This is a genomic window from Streptomyces thermocarboxydus (assembly GCF_024760485.1).
Taxonomy (GTDB): Bacteria; Actinomycetota; Actinomycetes; order Streptomycetales; family Streptomycetaceae; genus Streptomyces; species Streptomyces cellulosae.
Window position 1 is genome coordinate 6,968,930 of the sequence record NZ_CP058273.1, and the last position, 19,635, is coordinate 6,988,564.

The window sequence follows — 19,635 nt, forward strand, 5'->3', positions numbered from 1 at the left end:
GGGACCGCCGGTCAGTCCGCCGTGGCGCGGTTGAGGCGGACGGACGACCAGAAGGCCGCGCCGATGAGGGTGACCCCGATCAGGCCGGTCACGATGTCGTTCACCTCGTAACGGATGCTGACGAGCAGGACGGCGGCGAGGGCGCCGATCGCGTAGTGGGCGCCGTGCTCCAGGTACACGTAGTCGTCCAGCGTGCCCTGGCGCACGAGATAGACAGTGAGCGACCGGACGTACATCGCGCCGATGCCGAGGCCGAGCGCCATCAGCACGATGTCGTTGGTGACGGCGAAGGCGCCGATCACGCCGTCGAAGGAGAAGGACGCGTCCAGCACCTCGAGGTACAGGAAGGTGAAGAAGGCGGCCCGGCCGGCCAGCGCGACCCCGGAGCGCCCGCCCCCGGCCTCGCCGCCCTGCTCCCTCTCCAGCCTGGCCTCGAAGAAGCCCGACAGCCCGTGCACCACCAGATAGGTGACGAGTCCGGCGACCCCCGAGACCAGCACGGTCTGCGCCTTGTCGGCGTGGTGGCCGCCGTGCTGGTGGGCCTGGGTGGCGAACGTCGTCGAGGTCGCCAGGAGCACGACGAGGGCCACGCACACCGACAGCATGTCGATCCGGCCGAGCCGCGCCAGGGGCCGCTCCACCCGGCCGAGCCACTTGGTCGCCCGGTCCTCCAGGATGAAGTCGAGGAAGATCATCAGCAGGAACATGCCGCCGAACGCCGCGATCGACGGATGCGCGTCGGTGACCAGCTGCTGGTAACGCTCCTTGTCCGTGAGCGCCAGGTTCACCGCCTCCTGCGGAGCCAGCCGCGCGCTCACGGACACGATGACCACCGGGAACAGCAGCCGCATGCCGAACACGGCGATGACAATGCCGACGGTGAGGAAGATCCGCTGCCAGAAGGCGTTCAGCTTCTTGAGGATGCCGGCGTTGATCACCGCGTTGTCGAAGGACAGCGAGATCTCCAGCACGGCGAGGATGGCGACGATCCCGAGTGCCGCCCACCCGTCGTACAGCACCCCGCCCACCAGCCCGACGGCCGTCACGGCGAACGCCCACCGGAAGGTCTTCCACAGCACCCGGCACTCTCCCTTCTCCCTCGCCCCGCTCGGACGACGGATTGGGCTCCAGTGCCCCTTCCCGCGACCTCCGTAACGCACGGACCCCGCACATCCACCGATCACCGGTACGGCGTCACACGCCCACCGGGCGGATGTGCGGCCACAGAGCGCGTGGTCGGGGAGGGCATTCGACCGTTCACGTCGGAGGAAGCTGAGGAGAGGCCGTACGCCGGGCGGCGGATCATACGTGGACAGTGGTGCACGGATATGGCCCGTTGTGCCTTCGACCGCCCGGTCCGACAGGTCGGCGCATGTCAGCATGCGCCATGATCCGAGTCATGCTGTGCGGTGCCGCGGACACGCGTCAGGTGCAGGACGAGTTCGTCCGGACGGTTGCCGACTTCGGCGGCGTTCCCTGGCACTTCGTCAACGGCACGATGAACTACATCAACTCCGCCTCCTCCGACTGGGAGGAGAACTCCCGGGCCACGGTCCAGGAAGCGGACGTCTGTGTGTTCGTCATCGTCGAGGAGATCGGGCACATCACATGGGGCACCGAGGTGACGGCCGCGCTGCTGGCGGGCAAGCCGTTCTTGGTGCTCTGTCAGCAGTCGACCTACGAGCGGTACCTCGTCCTCAATGCCGAGTTCCGCCCGCCCGCCAGTCTGGACTCCTTGGAGGAAGGCACCCGGAACCTGGTCACCACCCTCCGCGAGATCGAGCAGGACAGGAGACTGACCGCGGTCCCCTTCGGTCACGGGAAGTTCGGCGAGACCTTACGCAGGGAGCTGTCGAAACTGTTCGACATCGCGTTGGGGCAGATGGAGGAACGCAACCGGAGGAAATCGATCCTGCCCCTGCTGAGCGACCCCGCCCGGCTGACCACGAAAGACCTCAGAACGGCCCAGGCCATCGCCGTCGACGAGTGGGAGGACAAGCAGGCGCGCAAGGCGGCGCTGCGTGCCCTGGCCGCTCGCCGGACTCTGGACGAAGACGCTCTGTACTCCTTGCTGGCCAGTGGTGAGCAAGGAGTGCAACGGATGACGGTGGAGCTGCTGCCCGAGCTGTACCCCGTCCGCCCGCCCGACCCGGCACTGCTGGAGCACGTGGTGGCCCTGGCCAACGACTCCGACGATGTGGGCATCCCCCGGCGGCTCATCCCCGTCATGCTGGACATGGACCTGTCGAAAGGAGTGGAGGCGCTGGCTCTTCTCGAGATGGAGGACTCGGGAAGCAGGCGCCGCCTGGCCCTGGCGTTGGAGCGGCACGAGGACGCCGTCGCCCGTCAAGGGCTGCAGTCAGCTGTCGCGGCGCTGCTGAAGCGCTGTCTCTCCCAGACCGCCGAGTCGGACTGGAAGGCCCGTTGCCGGGCCTATCTCGCCCGCCTGGGAGCCGGTGCTGTGGAGCCTGCTCCCGGTGACTGAGCTCACCCTCGCCCGGAGGGACCGCTTCGGGGACGGGTGTACGAGTGCCCGTCCCGGCCTCGCGCCCGTTGCCGCCCCGCGCTCAAGGCCTTCACCGCCCCCGCCGCCTCGCCAGCCGCCGGAACGACCGGGCGCTGCCCGTCGGAGAAGGCAGCCGCCCGGCCGCCGCGTCGTCGAGGAGGGAGCCGACCGTCTCCGTCGCGCAGACGCGGTTGGCGCCGATGCCGCCGGAGGCGCCGCGCTTGATCCAGCCGACGACATAGGCGCCGGGGCGGCCGGTCACCCTGCCCCGGTCGTGGGGCACCGTGCCCGTGGACTCGTCGAACGGGAGCCCCGGCAGCGGCGTCCCCCGGTGGCCCACCGCGCGGAGGGCCAGGCCGGCCGGGATCTCCACCTCGCCCGCCGCGCCGGTGACGCGTACCGCGCGGACCGACTCCTCCCCGCACACCTCGGCAGGCGCGGACAGGAAGCGGAGGACGATGCGGCGCGGGCCGTCCGTCGCCGGCGGCAGGGACCAGTCGACGGCCTCCCGCCGTACGTCCTTCAGTACCGCGGCCTTGTCCCGCTCCGCCGCCGCTTCGACGGCCGCGCCCACGGCCGGGTCGTGGTCGTCGACCACCAGGTCGACGCCGGGCAGATGCTTCAGGGCGAGCAACTCCGTGCGCGTGTACGCCGCGTGCTCCGGGCCGCGCCGCCCCAGCACCACCACCTCGCGCACCTTGCTGCGCCGCAGCTCCGCCAGCGCGTGCGCGGCGACCGGGGTCCCCTCCAGCGTCGCCGGGTCGGACACCAGCAGGCGTGCGGCGTCCAGCGCGACATTGCCGTTGCCCACCACGACGACCCGGTCCGCCGACAGGCCGAAGGCGTCCGGGGCGACATCGGGGTGCCCGTTGCACCAGGCGACGAACGCGGTCGCGGCGACACTGCCCGGCCGGTCCTCGCCCGGCACGCCGAGCCGCCGGGCCTCCGGCGCGCCGACGGCGTAGATCACCGCGTCGTGGTGGGCGGCGAGTTCGTCCGCCGTGACGCCGCCCTCGCCCACCTTCAGGCCCAGACAGAGCCGTACCCGTGGATGGGTCAGGAAGCGGGCGAAGCTCTCGCCCGCCTTCTTCGTGGACGGATGGTCGGGCGCGACCCCGTACCGGACCAGACCGCCGGCGACCGGCAGCCGGTCGATCAGCGTCACCTCGGCGGGGGTGTGCAGCAGCAGGTCCCGCGCCGCGTACATCCCGGCCGGACCGGTGCCCACGATCGCGACCCTGAGCGGCCCGAAGTCCGGCGGCAGCACCCGGTCGAACGTCGGCGCGCCCCAGTCGTGGAACACCGGTCCCGTAACGGGCTGTTCGGGCCGGTGCTCCTCGTTCCCGTCGTTCTCGTAGTACGCGGCGTTGATACGGGCGTACTCCCGCTGTCCTCCGGTCAGCCGCTCGACCGGGAAGATCGCGTCCACCGGGCAGGCGTCCGCGCACGCGCCGCAGTCGATGCAGGTCTTGGGGTCGATGTGCAGCATCTCCGTGCTGCCGAAGGCGCGTTCCTCCGGCGTCGGATGGATGCAGTTGACCGGGCAGACGGACACACAGGTCGCGTCGCTGCAGCAGGTCTGGGTGATCGCGAAGGCCATGGTCGTCCGCTCCGCCGAGGGCCCGGGGTGGGCAGGGTGTACGTGGTCAGATGAGGTGGGCGCGCTTGTAGAAGAAGAGCGCGGGGCGGGTGAGCAGTCCGGCGGAGGACAGGAACTCCATCAGCCCCGCACAGCTCGCCCGCACCATCGACTTGTGGTGCTCGTTGGCGCGGGCCTCGCGCAGCGCACGCTTCTCGTCCAGCCCGGCGTTCGCGTACACCTTGGGGTTCACCATGCTGGTGACGATGACGTACGCGGAGATGGCGACGAGCATCGCCTGGACGCGGCGGCGCACGCGCCCGGCGCGGGCGAGGTGCTTCCGCGTCTCCTCGCGCGCGAACATCATGTGCCGCGACTCCTCGACGACATGGATGTTGTTGATGGTGCGGACGAACGGCGCGACTCGCTCGTCGCGCATCCAGTCGCGCTGCATGACGTCGAGGACCTCCTCGGCGACGAGGATCGCCGCGTACGCGGCCTCGCCGAACGCGGTGGTCTTGAACAGGCGTCCCAGCTCGACCGCCACCCGGTGCGGGCGGTAGGCCGGTGCGCCGAGCTTCTTCGCGCCGCGGGCGAACATGATCGAGTGCCGGCACTCGTCGGCGATCTCGGTCAGCGCCCACTGGAACGTGTCGTCCGTGGGGTCCTTGGAGTAGATGTCCCGCAGGATCATCTGCTGGAGGATCATCTCGAACCAGATGCCGGTGCAGGCGACCGACGCCGCCTCGTGCCGCGTCAGCTCCTTGCGCTGCGCGTCGGTCATCTCGTCCCAGTACGCGGTGCCGTAGAGCGTGCTCCACTCGGGGCTGGCGCCGTGGAAATTCTTGTCCAGCGGTGTGTCCCAGTCGACCTCGGTGAGCGGGTCGTAGGAGAGCTGCGCCGACGAGTCGAGCAGCCGACGGGCCACGTCGACGCCGTCGTCCGACGGCTGATCCGGGTGCTGTGCCCGGGAGGTGGTCAGAGCCATGCGGGGCCTCCTCGAGTCGAGTCCTTACGCCATTACCACGGGTAACCGGCCCGCTTGCTGACGAACTGTATAGCAAGACCCTTGGTCTTCCCACCCCTGTGCACGTCAAGCTCATGTGAAGGCCCGCACGGCGTGTTCACCGTGCGGGCCTTCAGCGGCGTGTGGGGGCGGGCGCTCAGAGACCGGTGACCTTGCTGCTCGCCGAGATCTCGTGGACCAGCGTCACTGTGCGATGGCCGCCCGGCGGGAGCTTTACGTCCCAGCGGGCGACGCCGTCCGCGTCCACCGCGTCCGGCGCGGGCGAACACGCCTCCTCAAGCAGGCGCACCTCCACCGCCGACACCTCGGACACCGGGATGCGCTCCCGGACGACGACCACCCGGTCGTCCTGCTCGTCCGGCGCGGAGAACCGCGACAGATGCAGCCTCACGGTCCGGGTCAGCACGGTCCGCTGCGTCAGGCCCGTGGTGTCCCGGGTCTCCTCCGTCTCCCGTACGACCCGGTGGTCGTCCCGGCTGCCGAAGGCCAGCTCGACCACGCCCCCCGGAGCGGTGAACTCCAGCGTGCCGCGCCCCACGAACCCGCTGCCCCGGATCAGGTCGACTGGCCCGGCCAGCAGCGCGTGCCCGGACCGGTTGTCGGCCCGCACCACCTGCGTGACCAGCGGCGACAGCTCCGGCGCGCAGGCGTACTCGCTGCGCGCGGCCGTGGTGAACGACGACACCGGCACCCGGTGCGCGCGCCCGTCGGCCGGCACGGACACGGGGTCGGGGGCGTGCAGCACACGGACCTCGCCGCCGTCGTCCACTCCCGGCAGCCCCGGCACGGGAGCGGGGCCCAGGTCCGCGATCTCCTCCTCCCGCAGGTCCACCCGCACGGTACGGCGCTCCTCGGGGGAGCGCTCCTGCAGCGTCAGCCGGTCCTCGCCGAGCACCGGCGGCTCCGTGGCCGCAGCGGAACGCGCCGTGGACAGCGTCAGCCGCACGCCGGTCCAGTCCTCCCCGGTGCGCTGCCAGACCGTCGCCTCCGTCTCCAGGGTGAGCGCGTCCCCGTCCAGCGTGGCCCGGTACGCCGGCCGCCACAGCGCGCACGGCGTGAGGTGACTCAGCCGCAGCTCCGCCGTCCCCTCGCCCGCGGCCTCCACGGTCAGCTCGACATGCCCGACCAGCTCGGCGGGCTCCGTCTCCGCGTCGGCGAGAGCCTGCTGCGCCTCGCGCAGCTCGTCGGAGAGGGTCCGCAGCCGCGTCTCCACCTCGCGCAGCTGCTCGGCCTGCCGCTCACGCTCCTCGTCGACGCGGTCCAACTCCCGCGCCCACCGTTCCCGTTCGGCCTCGCCGAACCCGGCGCCCTCGCCGATCTCCCGCAGCAGATCCGCGGCGAGCCGGCCCAGCGCGTCCCCGCGCGCCGCCAGCCGGTCCCGGCGCTGCTCCAGCACCGGCCGCTCCTTCTCCAGGGCGGTCACGCGGCGGCGCAGAGGCGAGTCGTCCTCGGCGGGTCCCGGGCCGCGCGGAGTCCATGCGCGCACGATCCGCACGTCGAGCACGGTCGCCGGGAAACCGGCGGTCAGCTCGGCGTGCAGGGTCCGGTCGACGGCCGTGGCGCTGACCGGTCCCAGCCTCAACTGCTGCGTTCCGGGACGCAGTTCGAGTATCGCGGTGCGTTCGACGTGGGCGCGGTCCTCGGTGCAGGTGACGGCGGTGACGGGGAGGGGGACGGGGGCGGTCGGCTCCGACGACGGTGACGTAGACATGTCTGGGTCAGCTCCTGCGGTTGCCGCCGGTCAGGGCCTTGCCGGCTGGGATCCTGATCTCGTAGCCGCCGTCGAGGGCGACGGTGCCGCCGGCCGGCAGGTCGACCCGCCAGATCCGGGTGCCCGGGGCATGCCGCTCCCGGTCCGCGGTGTTCTCGGGCTCGGTCCAGTCGGCCCGCTCCTCGATCCGTACGTCCGCCTCCGAGGTGACCGGCACGCGCTCGCGCACCTCCACGCGGACCGCCGCCGGGAGCCGGTTGGCCAGCTCCACACGCACACGGTGGTCGAGCACGGTGACGTTGTTGCGCAGACCCGCGGTCGACTCGGTGAGGTGCGTCCGCCGGGTGACGCCGATGGCCTCCGCAGGACCCAGCCCGAGGCGGCGCACACCGCCCGGCGCGAGGGTGGGCAGCGCGGCGGTCAGCTGGTACTCCCCGTCGACGCTCACCTCGACCGGTCCGGCCAGCAGCGCCTGATCGGTCGCGTTGGACAGCACCAGCGTCGCGTACACGGTCTGCTCCACCGCCGGCACGCACACGTACTCGGTGCGCAGACCCACCGCGATCTCGCCGACCGTGACGGTGTGCCAGGTGCCGTCCGAGGGGATGTCGGCGGGCGCGACCGCGTCGTAACGGTGGTCGAACGAGCCCGCCGACTCACGGGGCCGCACGGCGTGCCCGGGCAGCGGCAGCGCGGCGGGCTTCTCGGCGCGCCGGCGGTACTCGGCGGTCACCGGGTCGAAGCCCGCGTCGTGGAAGAGCCGGCCCCGGCGGTCCCGCGCCTCGTCCGGACCGCTCAACACGAGCGCCGCGTAGTCGAGTTCGGTGTCGTCCGGCCGGGGCGGCCCCGGGACGGGCGGGGGCGGTGCGTAGGCGGCGGCGCCCGCGGACTCCGGGGCGGCCGCGTAGGCCCCTCCGCCCGCACGGGGTGCGGCGGCCGAACGCGGGCCTATCCCCTGTGTGCCTTGCCTCCCACGACTAGCCGCGCCCGGTCGGCGGCGGGAGCGGAGCCCGGCGCGGCCGGACCGCCGAAGCCCTGAGGCGCGCCGTACACGGCGCCGGGGTCGGACAGCGCGGCGGGGGCCGGGGGCGGAGGCGGTGGAGGAGTGGGCGGAGAGCCGTAGGCCGCCCCTGCCGCGAGCGAGGTGTCCGCGCCGGGACCGCCCGCGACCCACCCGCCCGCTCTCTCCTCCGCGAGGCCGTGGGGGTCCGGCCGAGGACCCGCCGCGTCGTACCCCGCGAACAGGTCGGTCAGCCCCGCCGGGGGCTCCCGCCAGCCGGACGGGGCCGGCGCGGGCTGGCTGCGCCCGATACGCACCGACCGCAGCCGGGGCAGATCGGTACGGCGCCGCAGATCGGCCGTGGCGAAGGCGATCCGCACGCCCGTCCAGTCCTCACCGGACCGCTGGGCGACCGAGGCCCGCAGCACCAGCCGCCCGCTGTCCTCACCCTGACGGTGCGTGAGACGGTACGCCGGCACCCAGACGGCGCCGGGCACCCCGTACTCGATCTCCACCTCGGCCTCCGCCCCGGCCCCGCCCCGCAGGGTCAGCACCGCCGTGTACGAGGAGGCGACCCCGGACGCCGGGGCGTCGGTGCTCGCGCGGTCCAGCCGGTCGTGCGCCAGATCCATCTCGTGCTCCAGGCGCCGGAGTTCGTCCTCCAGTTCGCGAAGCCCGGCGTGCAGCGCGGTCAGGCGCTCGTCGACGAAGCCGGCCAGCTCCAGCCAGGCGTCCACCGGGGTACGGCGATGATGCGGGTCGTCCCGCTTACGGCCGGGCGGCACCGGGCGCAGCGCGCCGACCTCCTCGATGCGCTTCAGCTGCCGGTCCCGTCGGGCGTCGGCCGTGTGGTACGCCTCGGCCAGCCGGTCGACCTCGCGCCGCGCCTCGGCGACGGCCTCCGCGTCCACCGGCTCGGCGTCGACCTCCGCCCGCGCCTCGGCGACCCGCACCCCGGGCGCACCCAGGACGCGAGCGCGCAGCGAGTGGGGGTCGAGCGAGCGCGGCAGTCGGGGCACCCGGACCTGTCCGTCCGCCGGGACCGTGCCCCGGGCGACACGACGGCACAGCGCGCCCTGCGCGTACACCGTCACCGATTCCAGTGCCGAGTCCCACCTCGGTGCCGTCCCAGCCGTCATGTGCTCCCCCGCGCAGCCGTGTTCGTACCCAGGGCAGCCTACGCGGAGACGGGCCGGCAGGGATCACCAGATCAGACACCAGTACCTGCCGTGGTGCCCGATCCCGATCCGGCTCTCGTGCGGCACCAGGGCGGGGTCGGGCCGCCCCACGGCCGACAGGGTGCAGGCGCGGTCCCCGACGGTGCCGGCGGCGGACATGCGGCGGGCGGCGTCCGTGGCGGCGGGGGAGGTGTACCAGGCGGTGATGGGGCCGACGGTGGGTGTGGGTGTGGGTGTGGGTGTGGGTGTGGGGGTGGGCTTGGGCCCGGGCTCGGTGGTGGGCTTCGCACTGGGCTTCACGGTCGGCTTCGCGGTCGCCGTCTTCGCCGGCGGCTTGGCCGGTTCGGTGGACCGCGGCGGGCCGGGGGAGACCGACGCGTGCGCCGTGGGGACACGCGTCCCGGTGCCCGGCGGCGGAGGGATGTGCGGTCCGGGAGTCGTTCCCGCGGTCGGGATCGCGTGCGCCGAAGGCACCGCGGGCTCAGGGGCGGCCGACCGGAGCGGGGCCTCGGGCGCAGCCGATCGCGCGGGCGTCCTGGGCCCCTCCGGCGCACCGGTGACCGTGCCGGTGTCGGTACCTGTTCCCGCACCTCCCGTCGCGGTGGGCGGCGGAGGCACGAACCCCGACGGCCGGCTGGACGGCGCGACCCCGGACGTGCCCGCCACCCGCGGAGGCCCGGTGGTCGCCCCCGTCGGCACGGCGGTCCGGTCGGGCGCCTTGGTCGGGTACGGCCGGTCCGGTCCCGGCGCCCTGGTCCGGCACCCCCGGTGGCTGCGTTCGCCCCTGCCCGGGCGGTGACGGCGGCCTCGTCGGACCGCCGCTCGGCCGGGCCGCCCCGCCGGGACGGGACACGGTCGGCACGGGAGCGCCGGTCCCGCCCGTTCCGGTCGGCCCCGGTGATGTCGTCTCGGTGGTCGGCGTCGGCAGCGGGCCCAGCGTCGGCAGGGTCAGATCGTTGGAGGCGGACGGCTTGGGGCTCGGTGTGCCGTCGTCCTGCGCCACCCACACCCACACGCCGACGCCGCCCAGGACCAGCGCGGCGGCGCCGCCGGCGATCCACGGGGCGCGCCGGGGCGGGCGACGGTGACGATTCATGGTCACCACTGTCCTATGCGCCCCGGCGGGCCGCCTGTCGCATGGTCCGGCTGCCCTGCCGCCCGTCCGCCCAGTGCGCTCGTACGGGTGACGGACACCGCCGACCGGCCGTGCCGCCCCGGCCGTCCGGAGGACCCCCTTCCCTTACCTCCGAGGTCATCGACCCGGCGCCCGGCCCGGTGCCACGATCACGTCGTACCGGAACCGACGCACCGTGGAGGACAGCATGACCGCGTACGCCATCGCCCATCTGCGGCCGGCCGCACCGCACCCCGACGTCGCGGAGTACATGGAACGCATCCCCGCCACGCTGGAACCGTTCGGCGGCCGCTTCCTCGTGCATGCCACGCGCCACGAGGTGAAGGAGGGCACCTGGCCCGGAAACGTCGTGGTGATCGCCTTCCCCGGGATCACCGAGGCGCGGGACTGGTGGGACTCGCCCGCCTACCGGGAGATCGCGCCCCTGCGCTCCCGGCACATCGAGGGCGACATCATCCTGATCGACGGCGTCCCCGACGGCTACGACCCCGCCGTCACAGCCGCGGCCCTGCGCAAGGAACTCGACGCCGCCGGCTGACCGCTGGGCAGCCCGGGCGCGTCCGGTTACGGTGGAGATGTCCCCTTCGCCCGGGGCGTCGCCCCGGAGTATCCGGGAGAGAGACCATGAGTAGTCAGTTCGAGGTCGTCGTGGACGTCGACCGGCCCATCGAGGACGTCTTCGCCTACCTCGCCGACGGCCGGAACGACCCCGAGTTCAGCCCCCGCGTCCTGACGATGGAGAAGAGCCCCGACGGCGACACCCATGTGGGCACGGTGTTCCACAGCACGGTGAAGGACGCCGGGATGCGCTCCCGACGGGACTTCGAGATCTACGAGTTGACCGCACCCACCCGTGTGCGCTGGCACGAGGTGTCGCACAACTCCATCACCGCAGAGGAAGGCGGGTACGACCTCGAACCCACACCCGACGGCGGCACCCGGGTGCGCCTGTACAACAAGCTCGAAGGGCACGGTGTGGGCAAGGTGCTGCTGCCGCTCGCGGCGGGCGCGGCCCGCAAGGACGCCCCTGCCTTCGGCCGCCGTATCAAGGAGGCCGTCGAGTCGTCGGCCTGACGCACCTCCGTGGTGCGCACGGGTTGGCCGACGCGGACCCGTGCGGACCACGGGCAAGGATCAGGAGACCAGCAGCCAGACCGCCATCATCAGCAGGAAGGCGCCCACGGCCAGCGCCGGAAGCCCCAGGATCGCCGTCACCACGCCCCAGCGTGTCCGTCCGCGCGCAGTCTTCGACCCGCCCGCCCCTGCCACGTCACCCTCAGCTGCGCTCACGAACTCACCTTCCGGTCAAGGGAATGACAGGGAGGCTAGCCCATGCCGCGCTCACCGGTGGCGGACATCGAGTCCCCCGACCGGCGTAGCGACGTGGCGGCCGGCATGCCGTCAGGGCTCCGGGTGGCATAACAGTGGCCCTATGACATCAAGACATACTGCCCCTCAGGACACCGAGCGCCGTGCCTCCGGAATGCGGGTCCGGGCCGCTGTGATGGTCCTGGCCGCCGCGACCGCCCTCGGCACGAGCACGACCGAGGCGGCGGCCTCGGCCTCGGCCCGAGCCGCCACCGACTGGGACGCCATCGCCCGGTGCGAGTCGGGCGGCAACTGGAAGGCCAACACGGGCAACGGCCACTACGGCGGACTCCAGTTCGCGCAGTCGAGCTGGGTCGCGGCCGGCGGGCTCAAGTACGCGCCTCGGGCCGACCTCGCGACGCGCAAGGAGCAGATCGCGGTGGCGAAGCGCCTCGCCCGGCTCCAGGGCATGTCCGCGTGGGCGTGCGCGTACGCGGGGCGCTAGCGCTGCGAAGCGCGACGAACTCACGCGACGCGTGATGTCCGCGCGGTGCGCTGCGTCCATGCCACGCGCTGCGGTCCACGCGGTGCGTCACGTCCACGCGGTGCGTCACGTCCACACGCTGCGGTCCACACGCTGCGGTCCACGCGGCGCGTTACGTCCACACGGCGCGTTACGTCCACACGCTGCGGTCCACGCCGCGCGTCACGTCCACGCCGCGCGCGCCGGCTGACCGGAGCGCGCTGTCACGGGACGTCCGCTCCGACCGTCACGCGCCCGGAACCGGGCCGCTCGCCGGCGGATACGGCAGGGCGGGCTGTTGGAGCGGCTGCTGCCGGCCCAGCGCCTTGTCGTTCTGAGCCGCCGTCAGCCTGCGGACGAACAGCAGCGCCAGCACCGCGGACGCGATGTCGAGAACCGACCCCGCCATCAGCCACCCCGCGGCGTCATGGATCGCCTGCGGGTCGTTCGCCTCGTCGTACTGGTCCGAGGTGAACCGGCCGAAGAGGTTCGACGCGATCCACATGCCCCACCAGGCGTTCAGCAGGCCCTGGTGCCGTACCTCGGACGCGTAGGGGTCCGGCTGGCTGGCGCGCAGGACGTCCATGGCGATGCCGCGCGGGATGACCAGGTTGGCGAACGGGACGAACCAGCCGCCGATCGCCCAGCCCGGCGTGCGGCGCTGCACGTCCGGCGCGAACACCTCCGCGTTGTGACGCACCCGGTGGAACCAGATGATGAACAGCGTCGCCGTGCCGAGCAGGCCGAGCAGGTACATCCCGCTGGTCGCGACCATGGCCCAGTCCGCCCGGTCGGCCGTGCCCAGATCGACGCCCGCGCCGGATGCCACGTCCCCCATCACCGAGCGCATGTACGCCGCCGCGCCGAAGCACAGCACATCGGCCAGGATCATGAAGGCGAGCAGCGCGGTCACGGCGTGCGCGAGACCCAGCGGTGAGCGCAGCACGGGAAGCGGCCCGAGCATCGGGCGCTTGGGCAAGGACGGATGAGTCATGGGACCCCCCTGAGAAGTGCGGTGGAAGTGCGGCGCGCTCTCCCCAGAAACGCCGCGAGATGATCACAACTGAGTGATCGACTTCCGGACCCTACCTCACGACCGGTACGGCGTGTCCATGACTATTACATCCTGACCACAGGAAACGCCCGTCATGGAAGGCGCGCCGGACCATGCACACGCACGACATCGACGAAGACCTCGTGGCGGCCGCGGCCGAGGTCGCCCGGACCCGCTGCCGGGGCGACAACCACACCGTGGCCGCGGCGGCGCGCGCCACGGACGGGCGGATCGTCACCGGGGTGAACGCCTACCACTTCACCGGCGGCCCGTGCGCCGAACTGGTCGTCGTCGGCACGGCCGCCGCTCAGGGCGCCTATGACCTGGAGACGATCGTCGCCGTGGGTGACCGCGACCGCGGAGTGATCTCCCCGTGCGGCCGCTGCCGCCAGGCCCTCCTCGACTACTTCCCCGGCCTCGAGGTCATCGTCTCCACCCCCGACGGCCTCCGCGCCGTCCCCGTCGCCGACCTCCTCCCGTACACCTATGTCTGGGCAGACCATCAGCTCGACACGCCGTCGTAGTCAGGGGCGACGGGCATGCGTTCCTCGCATGAGCGATGAGGGTGAGGCACTAAAGTACGCGCCATGCGTATGAGTCTGGAGGAGCAGGTGCGGTCCGCCGTGGCGGCGCTCCTGCACGCGGCGGGGGAGTCGCAGACGGTCCTCGCCGCCGCCCTGGGAGTGAGCCAGGCGCAGGTGAGCCGACGCCAGGCGGGCACCGCCGCGTGGAGCCTCGCCGACTGCGATGCCGTCGCCGCGCACTTCGGCATCGGCACCCTCGATCTCCTGGCCGGGCCCACCGCCGCCACGCAGGCGCTGCCGCCGGAGCGCCGCCGCTCCGCGTCCCGCGCCTCCGGCCGCGTGCGCCGGGCCGCGCCGGTTCAGGAGGCGAGCGGACGATGACGGACTTCGAGGCGATCGACGCCCTGCTCGACTCCGCACGGCAGGAGGTGCCCCTCCCGCCCGCCGGGGAACGCCGCGCCCTGCGCGAAGGGCTCAACCTCTCGCGCAGCCAGGTCGCCCAGGCCCTCGGCGTCGGCCCGTCCACGGTCGGCGGCTGGGAGGCGGGCCGCGAACCCGCGGGCGAGGTACGGGAGCGGTACGCCTACTTCCTCGACGGGGCCCGTAAGAGGCTGGACGGGACGACCGCCGCCCCGGACGCACCGGAGCAGCCGGCCCCCGAGTCCGAGGAACCCCGCGAACCGGCCCTCGCCCCCACCGCCGACCCGGACGACGACGTCGACACGCTCCCCGCCCCCCAGCCGTGCGTGCTCTGCGGACAGCCCGCCGTCCACCAAGTCGCGGGTTTCGCCCAGCACTTGAACCCGGCGGACTGCGGTACGCAGCCGTCCGCCCCGCAGCCGCGCACGGCCCCGCCGACGTCCAGGACCCCGAGCAGCACCGCAACGGGCTCCCGTCCGGACGGCGGGGGAGTGAAGGTCGTGCCCGCCGGCCGGCGTCTGAAGACCGCCGACAGCCCCGACCTGATCGGCCGCGCCGTCGCCGCTGCCCTGAAGGCGCACGCGGGGGACGTCGCCGCCGCGACCGCCGCCCTGGTGAAGCGGGCGATCCCGGACGCGATGGCCCTGCTGGACGAGACGCGCAAGGGCGGCCGTTACGACGTGATCGCGCACCCGTGGCTGCCGGACATCCTCCGCAAGCAGTCCGCGCGCGGTTCCGACCAGATCTGGGAGGCCCGCCCCCGCTGGACCCGGCCCGAACTCCCGCCCGGGCGGCACGAGGTGACCGCGCTCGACATCAACGGCGCCTATCTCTCCGCGCTCAAGACCCATCTGCCGATCGGCCAGCTGGAACACTCCACGGGCGACCAGCACGACCGGCGCCGCGCCGGGGTGCACCTGATCACCCCGCCCGCCTGGGAGCACGACGCGGTCCTGCCCAACCCGATCGGCAGCCGCGACGAACCGGGACCGCTGTGGGTGACCGAGCCGACGCTGAGGCTGCTGCTGCGCCTCTCGGGCCCCAAGTACGGGCTGTGCGACCCGCCGGAGATCCACGAGTCGTGGACGTCCGGGGCGACCGAGAACCTGCTGGAGAAGTTCCGGACCGCGCTCAGGGACGCGCGTGACCGTGCGATCGCCGAGGACGACGAGGTGACCCTGGAGTACGTGAAGGCGATGTACTCCAAGTTCGTCTCGACGATGGGGGAGTCGAACTACAACCGGGAGCTGTACCGCACCGACTGGATGCACATCATCCGCGCGCAGGCGTTCGTGAACCTGTGGTGGAAGGCCCATCGCGCCTACGACGAGGGCCTGATGGTCGTCCGCGCCATGGGCACCGACGAGCTGCACGTGACCGGCGACTGGCGCGCGGTGTTCCCCGAGGGGCGCGGGGTCACCGAGGTGAAGGTCAAGGACGTCTACACGGTCGGCGACCCGGACCCGGACCCGGAGGAGGCGGGAGAGGGGGACGACTGATCCCCCTCCGGTCCCTCACAACCGCTCCCGCACCCAGTCCACCTCGGGATTGACCCGCGCCCGCCCGTCCGGCAGGACCACCGTCGGTACCGTCTCGTTCCCGTCCGCGATCGCCCGTACCGCCGCCGCGGCGGCCGGGTCGCGCCAGATGTCGACCCAGTGGGCGCGGCGGGCGTCCCGGCCCAGAGCGAAGCGCAGACGCCTGCAGTAGCGGCATCCCGGCCGCCAGTAGATCACCGGACGCCCGTCCGCCGCGCTGCGGCGCCGGGCCTCCTCCGCGCCGACGGAGGCCGGGAAGACCAGCGGTGAGTTCACCACCGCGAACCCCACCAGCACCAGCAGGACCACGGCCCCTGCGACGGTTCTCCCGTCCGCGAACTGGCCCGCCGCGCCCAGTGCCCCGGCCGCCGCTAGCAGCAACGGCAGCATCCAGCCTCGTATCACCGCGCTCCCTCAGGACGACTCGCGGACGACCAGCTCCGTGGGCAGGGTGATCTGCTGCCGGGGCCCGTCGTTCAGGGTGATGTCGGTGAGGATGCGGGCCATCGTGCGGCCCAGCTCCTCCACCGGCTGGCGCACCGTCGTCAGCGGCGGGTTGGTGTGCCGGGCGAGCACCGAGTCCTCGAAGCCGACCACGGCCACGTCCTCCGGCACTCGCCGCTTCCGCCGGCGCAGTTCGGCCAGCGCGCCGACCGCCATGAGGTCCGACGCGGCGAACACGGCGTCCAGATCCGGCATGCGTTCAAGAAGCAAACGCATGGCGCGGCCGCCGCTGTCCTCGGAGAAGTCGCCCGCCTCGATCAGCGCCTCGTCCACCGCAACGCCCGCTTCCTTGTGCGCGGCGCGCCACCCGGCGAGGCGTGCGCGGCCGACGTCCATGTCCTGCGGGCCGGTGATCGTCGCGATCCGCCTCCGCCCGCGGCTCAGCAGATGCCGCACGGCCTCGGCGGCGCCGCCCGCGTTGTCGGAGTTGACGTAGCTCAGCTGCTCGCCCGCGTCGCGGCGGCCGGCGAGGACGGTGGGCAGGCCCATCTCCTCCAGCGTGCGGGGCAGCCGGTCCTCGGAGTGCACCGAGACCAGCAGCACGCCGTCCACCCGGCGGGTGGCCACCGACTCGGTGAGCTGGTCGCGTTCGGCCTGGTCACGCACCAGCATCAGCTGCAGCTGCGTTTCGCTCTCGGCGAGCGCGCCGCTCACGCCGCGGATGAGCGCGGCGAAGAACGGCTCGGAGCCGAGCCGGCTCTCCGACTCGGGGATCACCAGGGCCACGGCGTTGGTCCGGTTGGTGACCAGACCGCGGGCGACCGAGTTGGGGACGTAGTTCAGTTCTTTGATCGCCGCCAGGACCCTTGCCCGGGCGTCGGCGCTCACCAGGTCGGAGCCGTTGACGACGCGGGAGACCGTGGTGCGACCCACGCCGGCGCGGGCGGCGACGGTCTTGATCGTGGGACGGCGGTTGCCCGTCATGCACTCCCCCCTCTGCGGCCGCGGCGGCGTTCTCTGCCGCGGAGGTGACCTGCGGCAATTCTTGCAGACGCCGGGGACGGCGCAGCACCCCGAGGGTCCGGAAGACGAACGGAAGGCCCGTCTCCCTTACGGAAGTTGCTTTCAAGTTATTGACAGATTGCGTCGCTGCTACAAGTCTTCGTGGAGCGGTGGGAACGTGCCCACCCAGAGTTGGGCACGTTCCCACCTCGATCAAGAGCCGCTGTAGCCATCGCAGAACTCGTCACTCCGATGTGTCAGCGCCGTCGCTAGGAGGAGATCCATGGGCACTCTCGGTTCGTTGCGCAGGAAGGCGGTGGCGACAGCCGCGGCCGTCGGCGCGCTCTCGCTCGTCGTCGGCTGCAGCGGCGACAGCGACTCGGTCACCGGTGGCAGCAAGGACGGCGACAAGGTCACCATCACCATGGGCCTGTTCGGCGTCATGGGCATCAAGGAGACCGGCCTGCTCGAGGAGTACGAGAAGAAGAACCCCGGCGTCACCATCAAGGCCGACATAGCCGGTGACGAGCAGACCTACTACACCGCGCTGCAGACCAAGCTCGCCGCCGGCAAGGGCCTGAAGGACATCCAGGGCATCGAGATCGGCCGCGCCAAGGAGATCACCGAGACCCGGGCGGACATGTTCGCCGACTTCGCGGACGTCCCCGGCACCGATCACTTCCTGCCCTGGAAGCAGTCCCAGATCACCACCAAGGACGGCAAGGTGCTGGGCCTCGGCACCGACATCGGCCCCATGGCGGTCTGTTACCGCAAGGACTACTTCGAGCAGGCCGGCCTGCCCACCGACCGCGAAGACGTCGGCAAGCTGTGGGCGGGCGACTGGAAGAAGTACGTCGAGGTCGGCCGCACCTTCAAGAAGAACTTCAAGGGCGACGGCGTCGCCTACACCGACTCGGCCAGCGGCCTGTTCAACGCCATGGTCTACGGCTACCCCGAGCAGTACTACAACGAGCAGGGCGACCTGATCTACGACACGAACCCGGCCGTCAAGGAGGCCTGGCAGCTCGCGTCGGACGCCGCCGACGAGGACCTGACCGCCAAGCTGCGCCAGTTCCAGCCCGGCTGGGACCCCGGCCTGTCCAACGGCACGTTCGCGACCGCGGTCTGCCCGCCCTGGATGCTGAGCCACATCAGCGAGAAGGCCGGTGACGTCAACAAGGGCAAGTGGGACGTCGCCCGCGCGCCCAAGGGCGCCAACTGGGGCGGCTCCTTCCTCGGCGTGATCGAGGAGAGCCCGGTGAAGGAGGAGGCGCAGAAGCTCGTCGCGTGGCTGACCGCCCCCGAGCAGCAGGCCCGCATCTTCAAGGACCTCGGCAACATCCCGTCCTCGCAGAAGGCCCTCGAGGACCCGACCGTGAAGGCCGTGAAGAACGACTACTTCAGCGGCGCTCCGCTCGGTGAGATCTTCGGCGCCGCGGCCCAGGAGATCCCGGACAAGCAGGTCCTCGGGCGCAAGGACGGCGCCATCAAGGACATCTTCTCCCAGGGCCTGGCCCTGGTCGAGCAGGGGACGGCGCGTGACGAGGCCTGGGACACGACCGTGGAACGCGTGAAGAAGGCCGTCCGCTGACCGCAGGTCCAGCACCGTCCCGGGCCTGCCCGCCCCCCTCGGGCACACAGGCCCGGGACGGTTCCCCATCCGCTCTCAGGAAGGAAGTCCGGTGGCCACCTCCACCACCAAGGCCCTGGCCGGCGAGGAGCCGCCGGGCCCGTCCCGTGTCCGGGACGGCAAGGAGACCTCACGGCGGCGCGGCGCCTGGCTGCACCGCCTCGACGTCAAGGGCGCGCCGTACGCGTTCGTCGCCCCGTTCTTCGTCGTCTTCGCCGCGTTCAGCTTCTACCCGCTGATCTACACCTCGTGGATCTCCCTGCACGACGTGGAACTGGCCACGCTCGACGTCATGGAGTGGGTGGCGTTCGACAACTACGTCGACCTGTGGGGCGATTCGCGGTTCTGGAACGCCCTGTGGAACACCGTCACCATCGGCATCATCTCCACGGTGCCGCAGCTGCTGATGGCCCTCGGCATGGCACACCTGCTCAACTACCGCATGCGCGCCTCGCTGTTCTTCCGCGTCGCGTCCCTGGTGCCGTACGCCACGTCCGTCGGCGCCGCCGCGCTCGTCTTCACCATGATCTACGAGCGTGACTTCGGCATGATCAACTGGGCGCTCGGCACCGTCGGCATCGACCCGGTGAACTGGGAGGCCGACAAGTGGCCCGCCCAGGTGGCGATCTCCACCATCGTCATCTGGCGCTGGACCGGCTACAACGCCCTGCTCTACCTGGCCGCCATGCAGGCCATCCCGGCCGAGCGCTACGAGGCCGCCTCCCTGGACGGCGCCTCCCGCTGGCAGCAGTTCACCCACGTCACCGTGCCCGGCATCCGCTCCACCATCGTCTTCACCATCGTGCTCTCCACGATCGGCGCCACCCAGCTGTTCGGCGAGCCGCTGATCTTCGGCCAGGGCCCCAACGGCGTCACGGGCGGCGCGAACAACCAGTACCAGACGCTGGGCCTGCTGCTGTACGAGGAGGGCTGGAAGAACTACCAGATGGGCCGCTCGGCGACCATCGCCTGGGCGATGTTCATCCTGCTGGTCCTCGCCTTCGTGACACAGCGACTGATCAAGCGCCTGCGCTCCCGTACGTCCTGACCTGGAGA

At 72.2% G+C, this 19,635-nt stretch carries 20 protein-coding genes; 9 read left to right on the forward strand and 11 right to left on the reverse strand.

Features of this window, described 5'->3' with window-relative positions:
- Window positions 1–11: 11 nt before the first annotated feature.
- Window positions 12–1,079, reverse strand: a complete 1,068-nt coding sequence (locus AY578_RS31835) for a DUF475 domain-containing protein (RefSeq protein ID WP_019523677.1) — start codon at window positions 1,077–1,079, stop codon at window positions 12–14.
- Window positions 1,080–1,399: 320 nt separating this feature from the next.
- Between AY578_RS31835 and AY578_RS31840 the strand changes: the two genes are divergently transcribed.
- The gene (locus AY578_RS31840; protein ID WP_106432468.1) at window positions 1,400–2,485 is read left to right on the forward strand and encodes a hypothetical protein; all 1,086 of its coding nucleotides are present in this window, start codon (window positions 1,400–1,402) and stop codon (window positions 2,483–2,485) included.
- A 91-nt stretch (window positions 2,486–2,576) separates the two neighbouring features.
- Here AY578_RS31840 and AY578_RS31845 read toward each other — a convergent pair whose 3' ends face one another.
- From AY578_RS31845 to AY578_RS31870, 6 genes are all read right to left on the reverse strand, one after another.
- Window positions 2,577–4,106 carry an FAD-dependent oxidoreductase gene (locus AY578_RS31845; protein WP_019523675.1) on the reverse strand — a complete coding sequence of 510 codons (1,530 nt, stop codon included), beginning with the start codon at window positions 4,104–4,106 and terminating at the stop codon, window positions 2,577–2,579.
- 46 nt (window positions 4,107–4,152) lie between these two features.
- Window positions 4,153–5,073, reverse strand: a complete 921-nt coding sequence (locus AY578_RS31850; RefSeq protein ID WP_019523674.1) for an AurF N-oxygenase family protein — start codon at window positions 5,071–5,073, stop codon at window positions 4,153–4,155.
- Between the two features lie 175 nt (window positions 5,074–5,248).
- A complete protein-coding gene (locus AY578_RS31855) occupies window positions 5,249–6,823 on the reverse strand; it encodes a mucoidy inhibitor MuiA family protein (RefSeq protein WP_019523673.1) in 1,575 nt (524 codons plus the stop codon).
- 7 nt (window positions 6,824–6,830) lie between these two features.
- Window positions 6,831–7,625 (reverse strand): DUF4139 domain-containing protein, encoded by a 795-nt coding sequence (locus AY578_RS31860; RefSeq protein WP_258906702.1) that lies wholly within the window; start codon window positions 7,623–7,625, stop codon window positions 6,831–6,833.
- Window positions 7,626–7,771: 146 nt separating this feature from the next.
- A complete protein-coding gene (locus AY578_RS31865; protein ID WP_258906703.1) occupies window positions 7,772–8,962 on the reverse strand; it encodes a DUF4140 domain-containing protein in 1,191 nt (396 codons plus the stop codon).
- 63 nt (window positions 8,963–9,025) lie between these two features.
- Window positions 9,026–9,301, reverse strand: coding sequence for a hypothetical protein (locus tag AY578_RS31870; RefSeq protein ID WP_202503457.1), 276 nt, complete (start codon window positions 9,299–9,301; stop codon window positions 9,026–9,028).
- 1,022 nt (window positions 9,302–10,323) lie between these two features.
- On the opposite strand from AY578_RS31870, the gene AY578_RS31875 reads away from it, so the two are divergent.
- Both AY578_RS31875 and AY578_RS31880 read left to right on the forward strand, forming a co-directional pair.
- Window positions 10,324–10,674, forward strand: coding sequence for a DUF1330 domain-containing protein (locus tag AY578_RS31875; RefSeq protein ID WP_026243657.1), 351 nt, complete (start codon window positions 10,324–10,326; stop codon window positions 10,672–10,674).
- Between the two features lie 86 nt (window positions 10,675–10,760).
- A complete protein-coding gene (locus tag AY578_RS31880) occupies window positions 10,761–11,210 on the forward strand; it encodes an SRPBCC family protein (protein ID WP_019523669.1) in 450 nt (149 codons plus the stop codon).
- A gap of 60 nt (window positions 11,211–11,270) precedes the next feature.
- Here AY578_RS31880 and AY578_RS31885 read toward each other — a convergent pair whose 3' ends face one another.
- A complete protein-coding gene (locus tag AY578_RS31885; RefSeq protein WP_158688202.1) occupies window positions 11,271–11,426 on the reverse strand; it encodes a hypothetical protein in 156 nt (51 codons plus the stop codon).
- Window positions 11,427–11,619: 193 nt separating this feature from the next.
- Between AY578_RS31885 and AY578_RS31890 the strand changes: the two genes are divergently transcribed.
- Window positions 11,620–11,949, forward strand: coding sequence for a transglycosylase family protein (locus tag AY578_RS31890; RefSeq protein ID WP_019523668.1), 330 nt, complete (start codon window positions 11,620–11,622; stop codon window positions 11,947–11,949).
- Window positions 11,950–12,214: 265 nt separating this feature from the next.
- Here AY578_RS31890 and AY578_RS31895 read toward each other — a convergent pair whose 3' ends face one another.
- Window positions 12,215–12,961, reverse strand: a complete 747-nt coding sequence (locus AY578_RS31895) for a DUF4328 domain-containing protein (RefSeq protein ID WP_106432466.1) — start codon at window positions 12,959–12,961, stop codon at window positions 12,215–12,217.
- 173 nt (window positions 12,962–13,134) lie between these two features.
- On the opposite strand from AY578_RS31895, the gene AY578_RS31900 reads away from it, so the two are divergent.
- The 3 genes from AY578_RS31900 to AY578_RS31910 all read left to right on the forward strand — a co-directional run bounded on the left by AY578_RS31900 (window position 13,135) and on the right by AY578_RS31910 (window position 15,464).
- On the forward strand, window positions 13,135–13,545 hold the full coding sequence (locus AY578_RS31900; protein ID WP_019523666.1) for a cytidine deaminase family protein: 411 nt from the start codon (window positions 13,135–13,137) through the stop codon (window positions 13,543–13,545).
- A gap of 63 nt (window positions 13,546–13,608) precedes the next feature.
- The gene (locus AY578_RS31905) at window positions 13,609–13,926 is read left to right on the forward strand and encodes a helix-turn-helix domain-containing protein (protein WP_028960367.1); all 318 of its coding nucleotides are present in this window, start codon (window positions 13,609–13,611) and stop codon (window positions 13,924–13,926) included.
- On the forward strand, window positions 13,923–15,464 hold the full coding sequence (locus AY578_RS31910; RefSeq protein ID WP_019523664.1) for a helix-turn-helix domain-containing protein: 1,542 nt from the start codon (window positions 13,923–13,925) through the stop codon (window positions 15,462–15,464). Before AY578_RS31905 ends, AY578_RS31910 begins: the two co-directional genes overlap by 4 nt.
- Window positions 15,465–15,479: 15 nt before the next feature.
- Here the strand turns inward: AY578_RS31910 and AY578_RS31915 are convergent, their stop codons facing one another.
- Both AY578_RS31915 and AY578_RS31920 read right to left on the reverse strand, forming a co-directional pair.
- Entirely contained in the window at window positions 15,480–15,908 is a 429-nt protein-coding gene (locus tag AY578_RS31915) for a glutaredoxin domain-containing protein (protein ID WP_026243656.1), read from the reverse strand.
- A gap of 9 nt (window positions 15,909–15,917) precedes the next feature.
- On the reverse strand, window positions 15,918–16,931 hold the full coding sequence (locus tag AY578_RS31920; protein WP_019523662.1) for a LacI family DNA-binding transcriptional regulator: 1,014 nt from the start codon (window positions 16,929–16,931) through the stop codon (window positions 15,918–15,920).
- Window positions 16,932–17,232: 301 nt separating this feature from the next.
- Here AY578_RS31920 and AY578_RS31925 point away from each other — a divergent pair, with 301 nt between their 5' ends.
- Window positions 17,233–18,540: an ABC transporter substrate-binding protein gene (locus AY578_RS31925; RefSeq protein WP_020700065.1), complete on the forward strand. Its 1,308-nt coding sequence runs from the start codon at window positions 17,233–17,235 to the stop codon at window positions 18,538–18,540.
- A gap of 91 nt (window positions 18,541–18,631) precedes the next feature.
- Entirely contained in the window at window positions 18,632–19,627 is a 996-nt protein-coding gene (locus AY578_RS31930; RefSeq protein ID WP_019523660.1) for a carbohydrate ABC transporter permease, read from the forward strand.
- Window positions 19,628–19,635 lie beyond the last annotated feature (8 nt).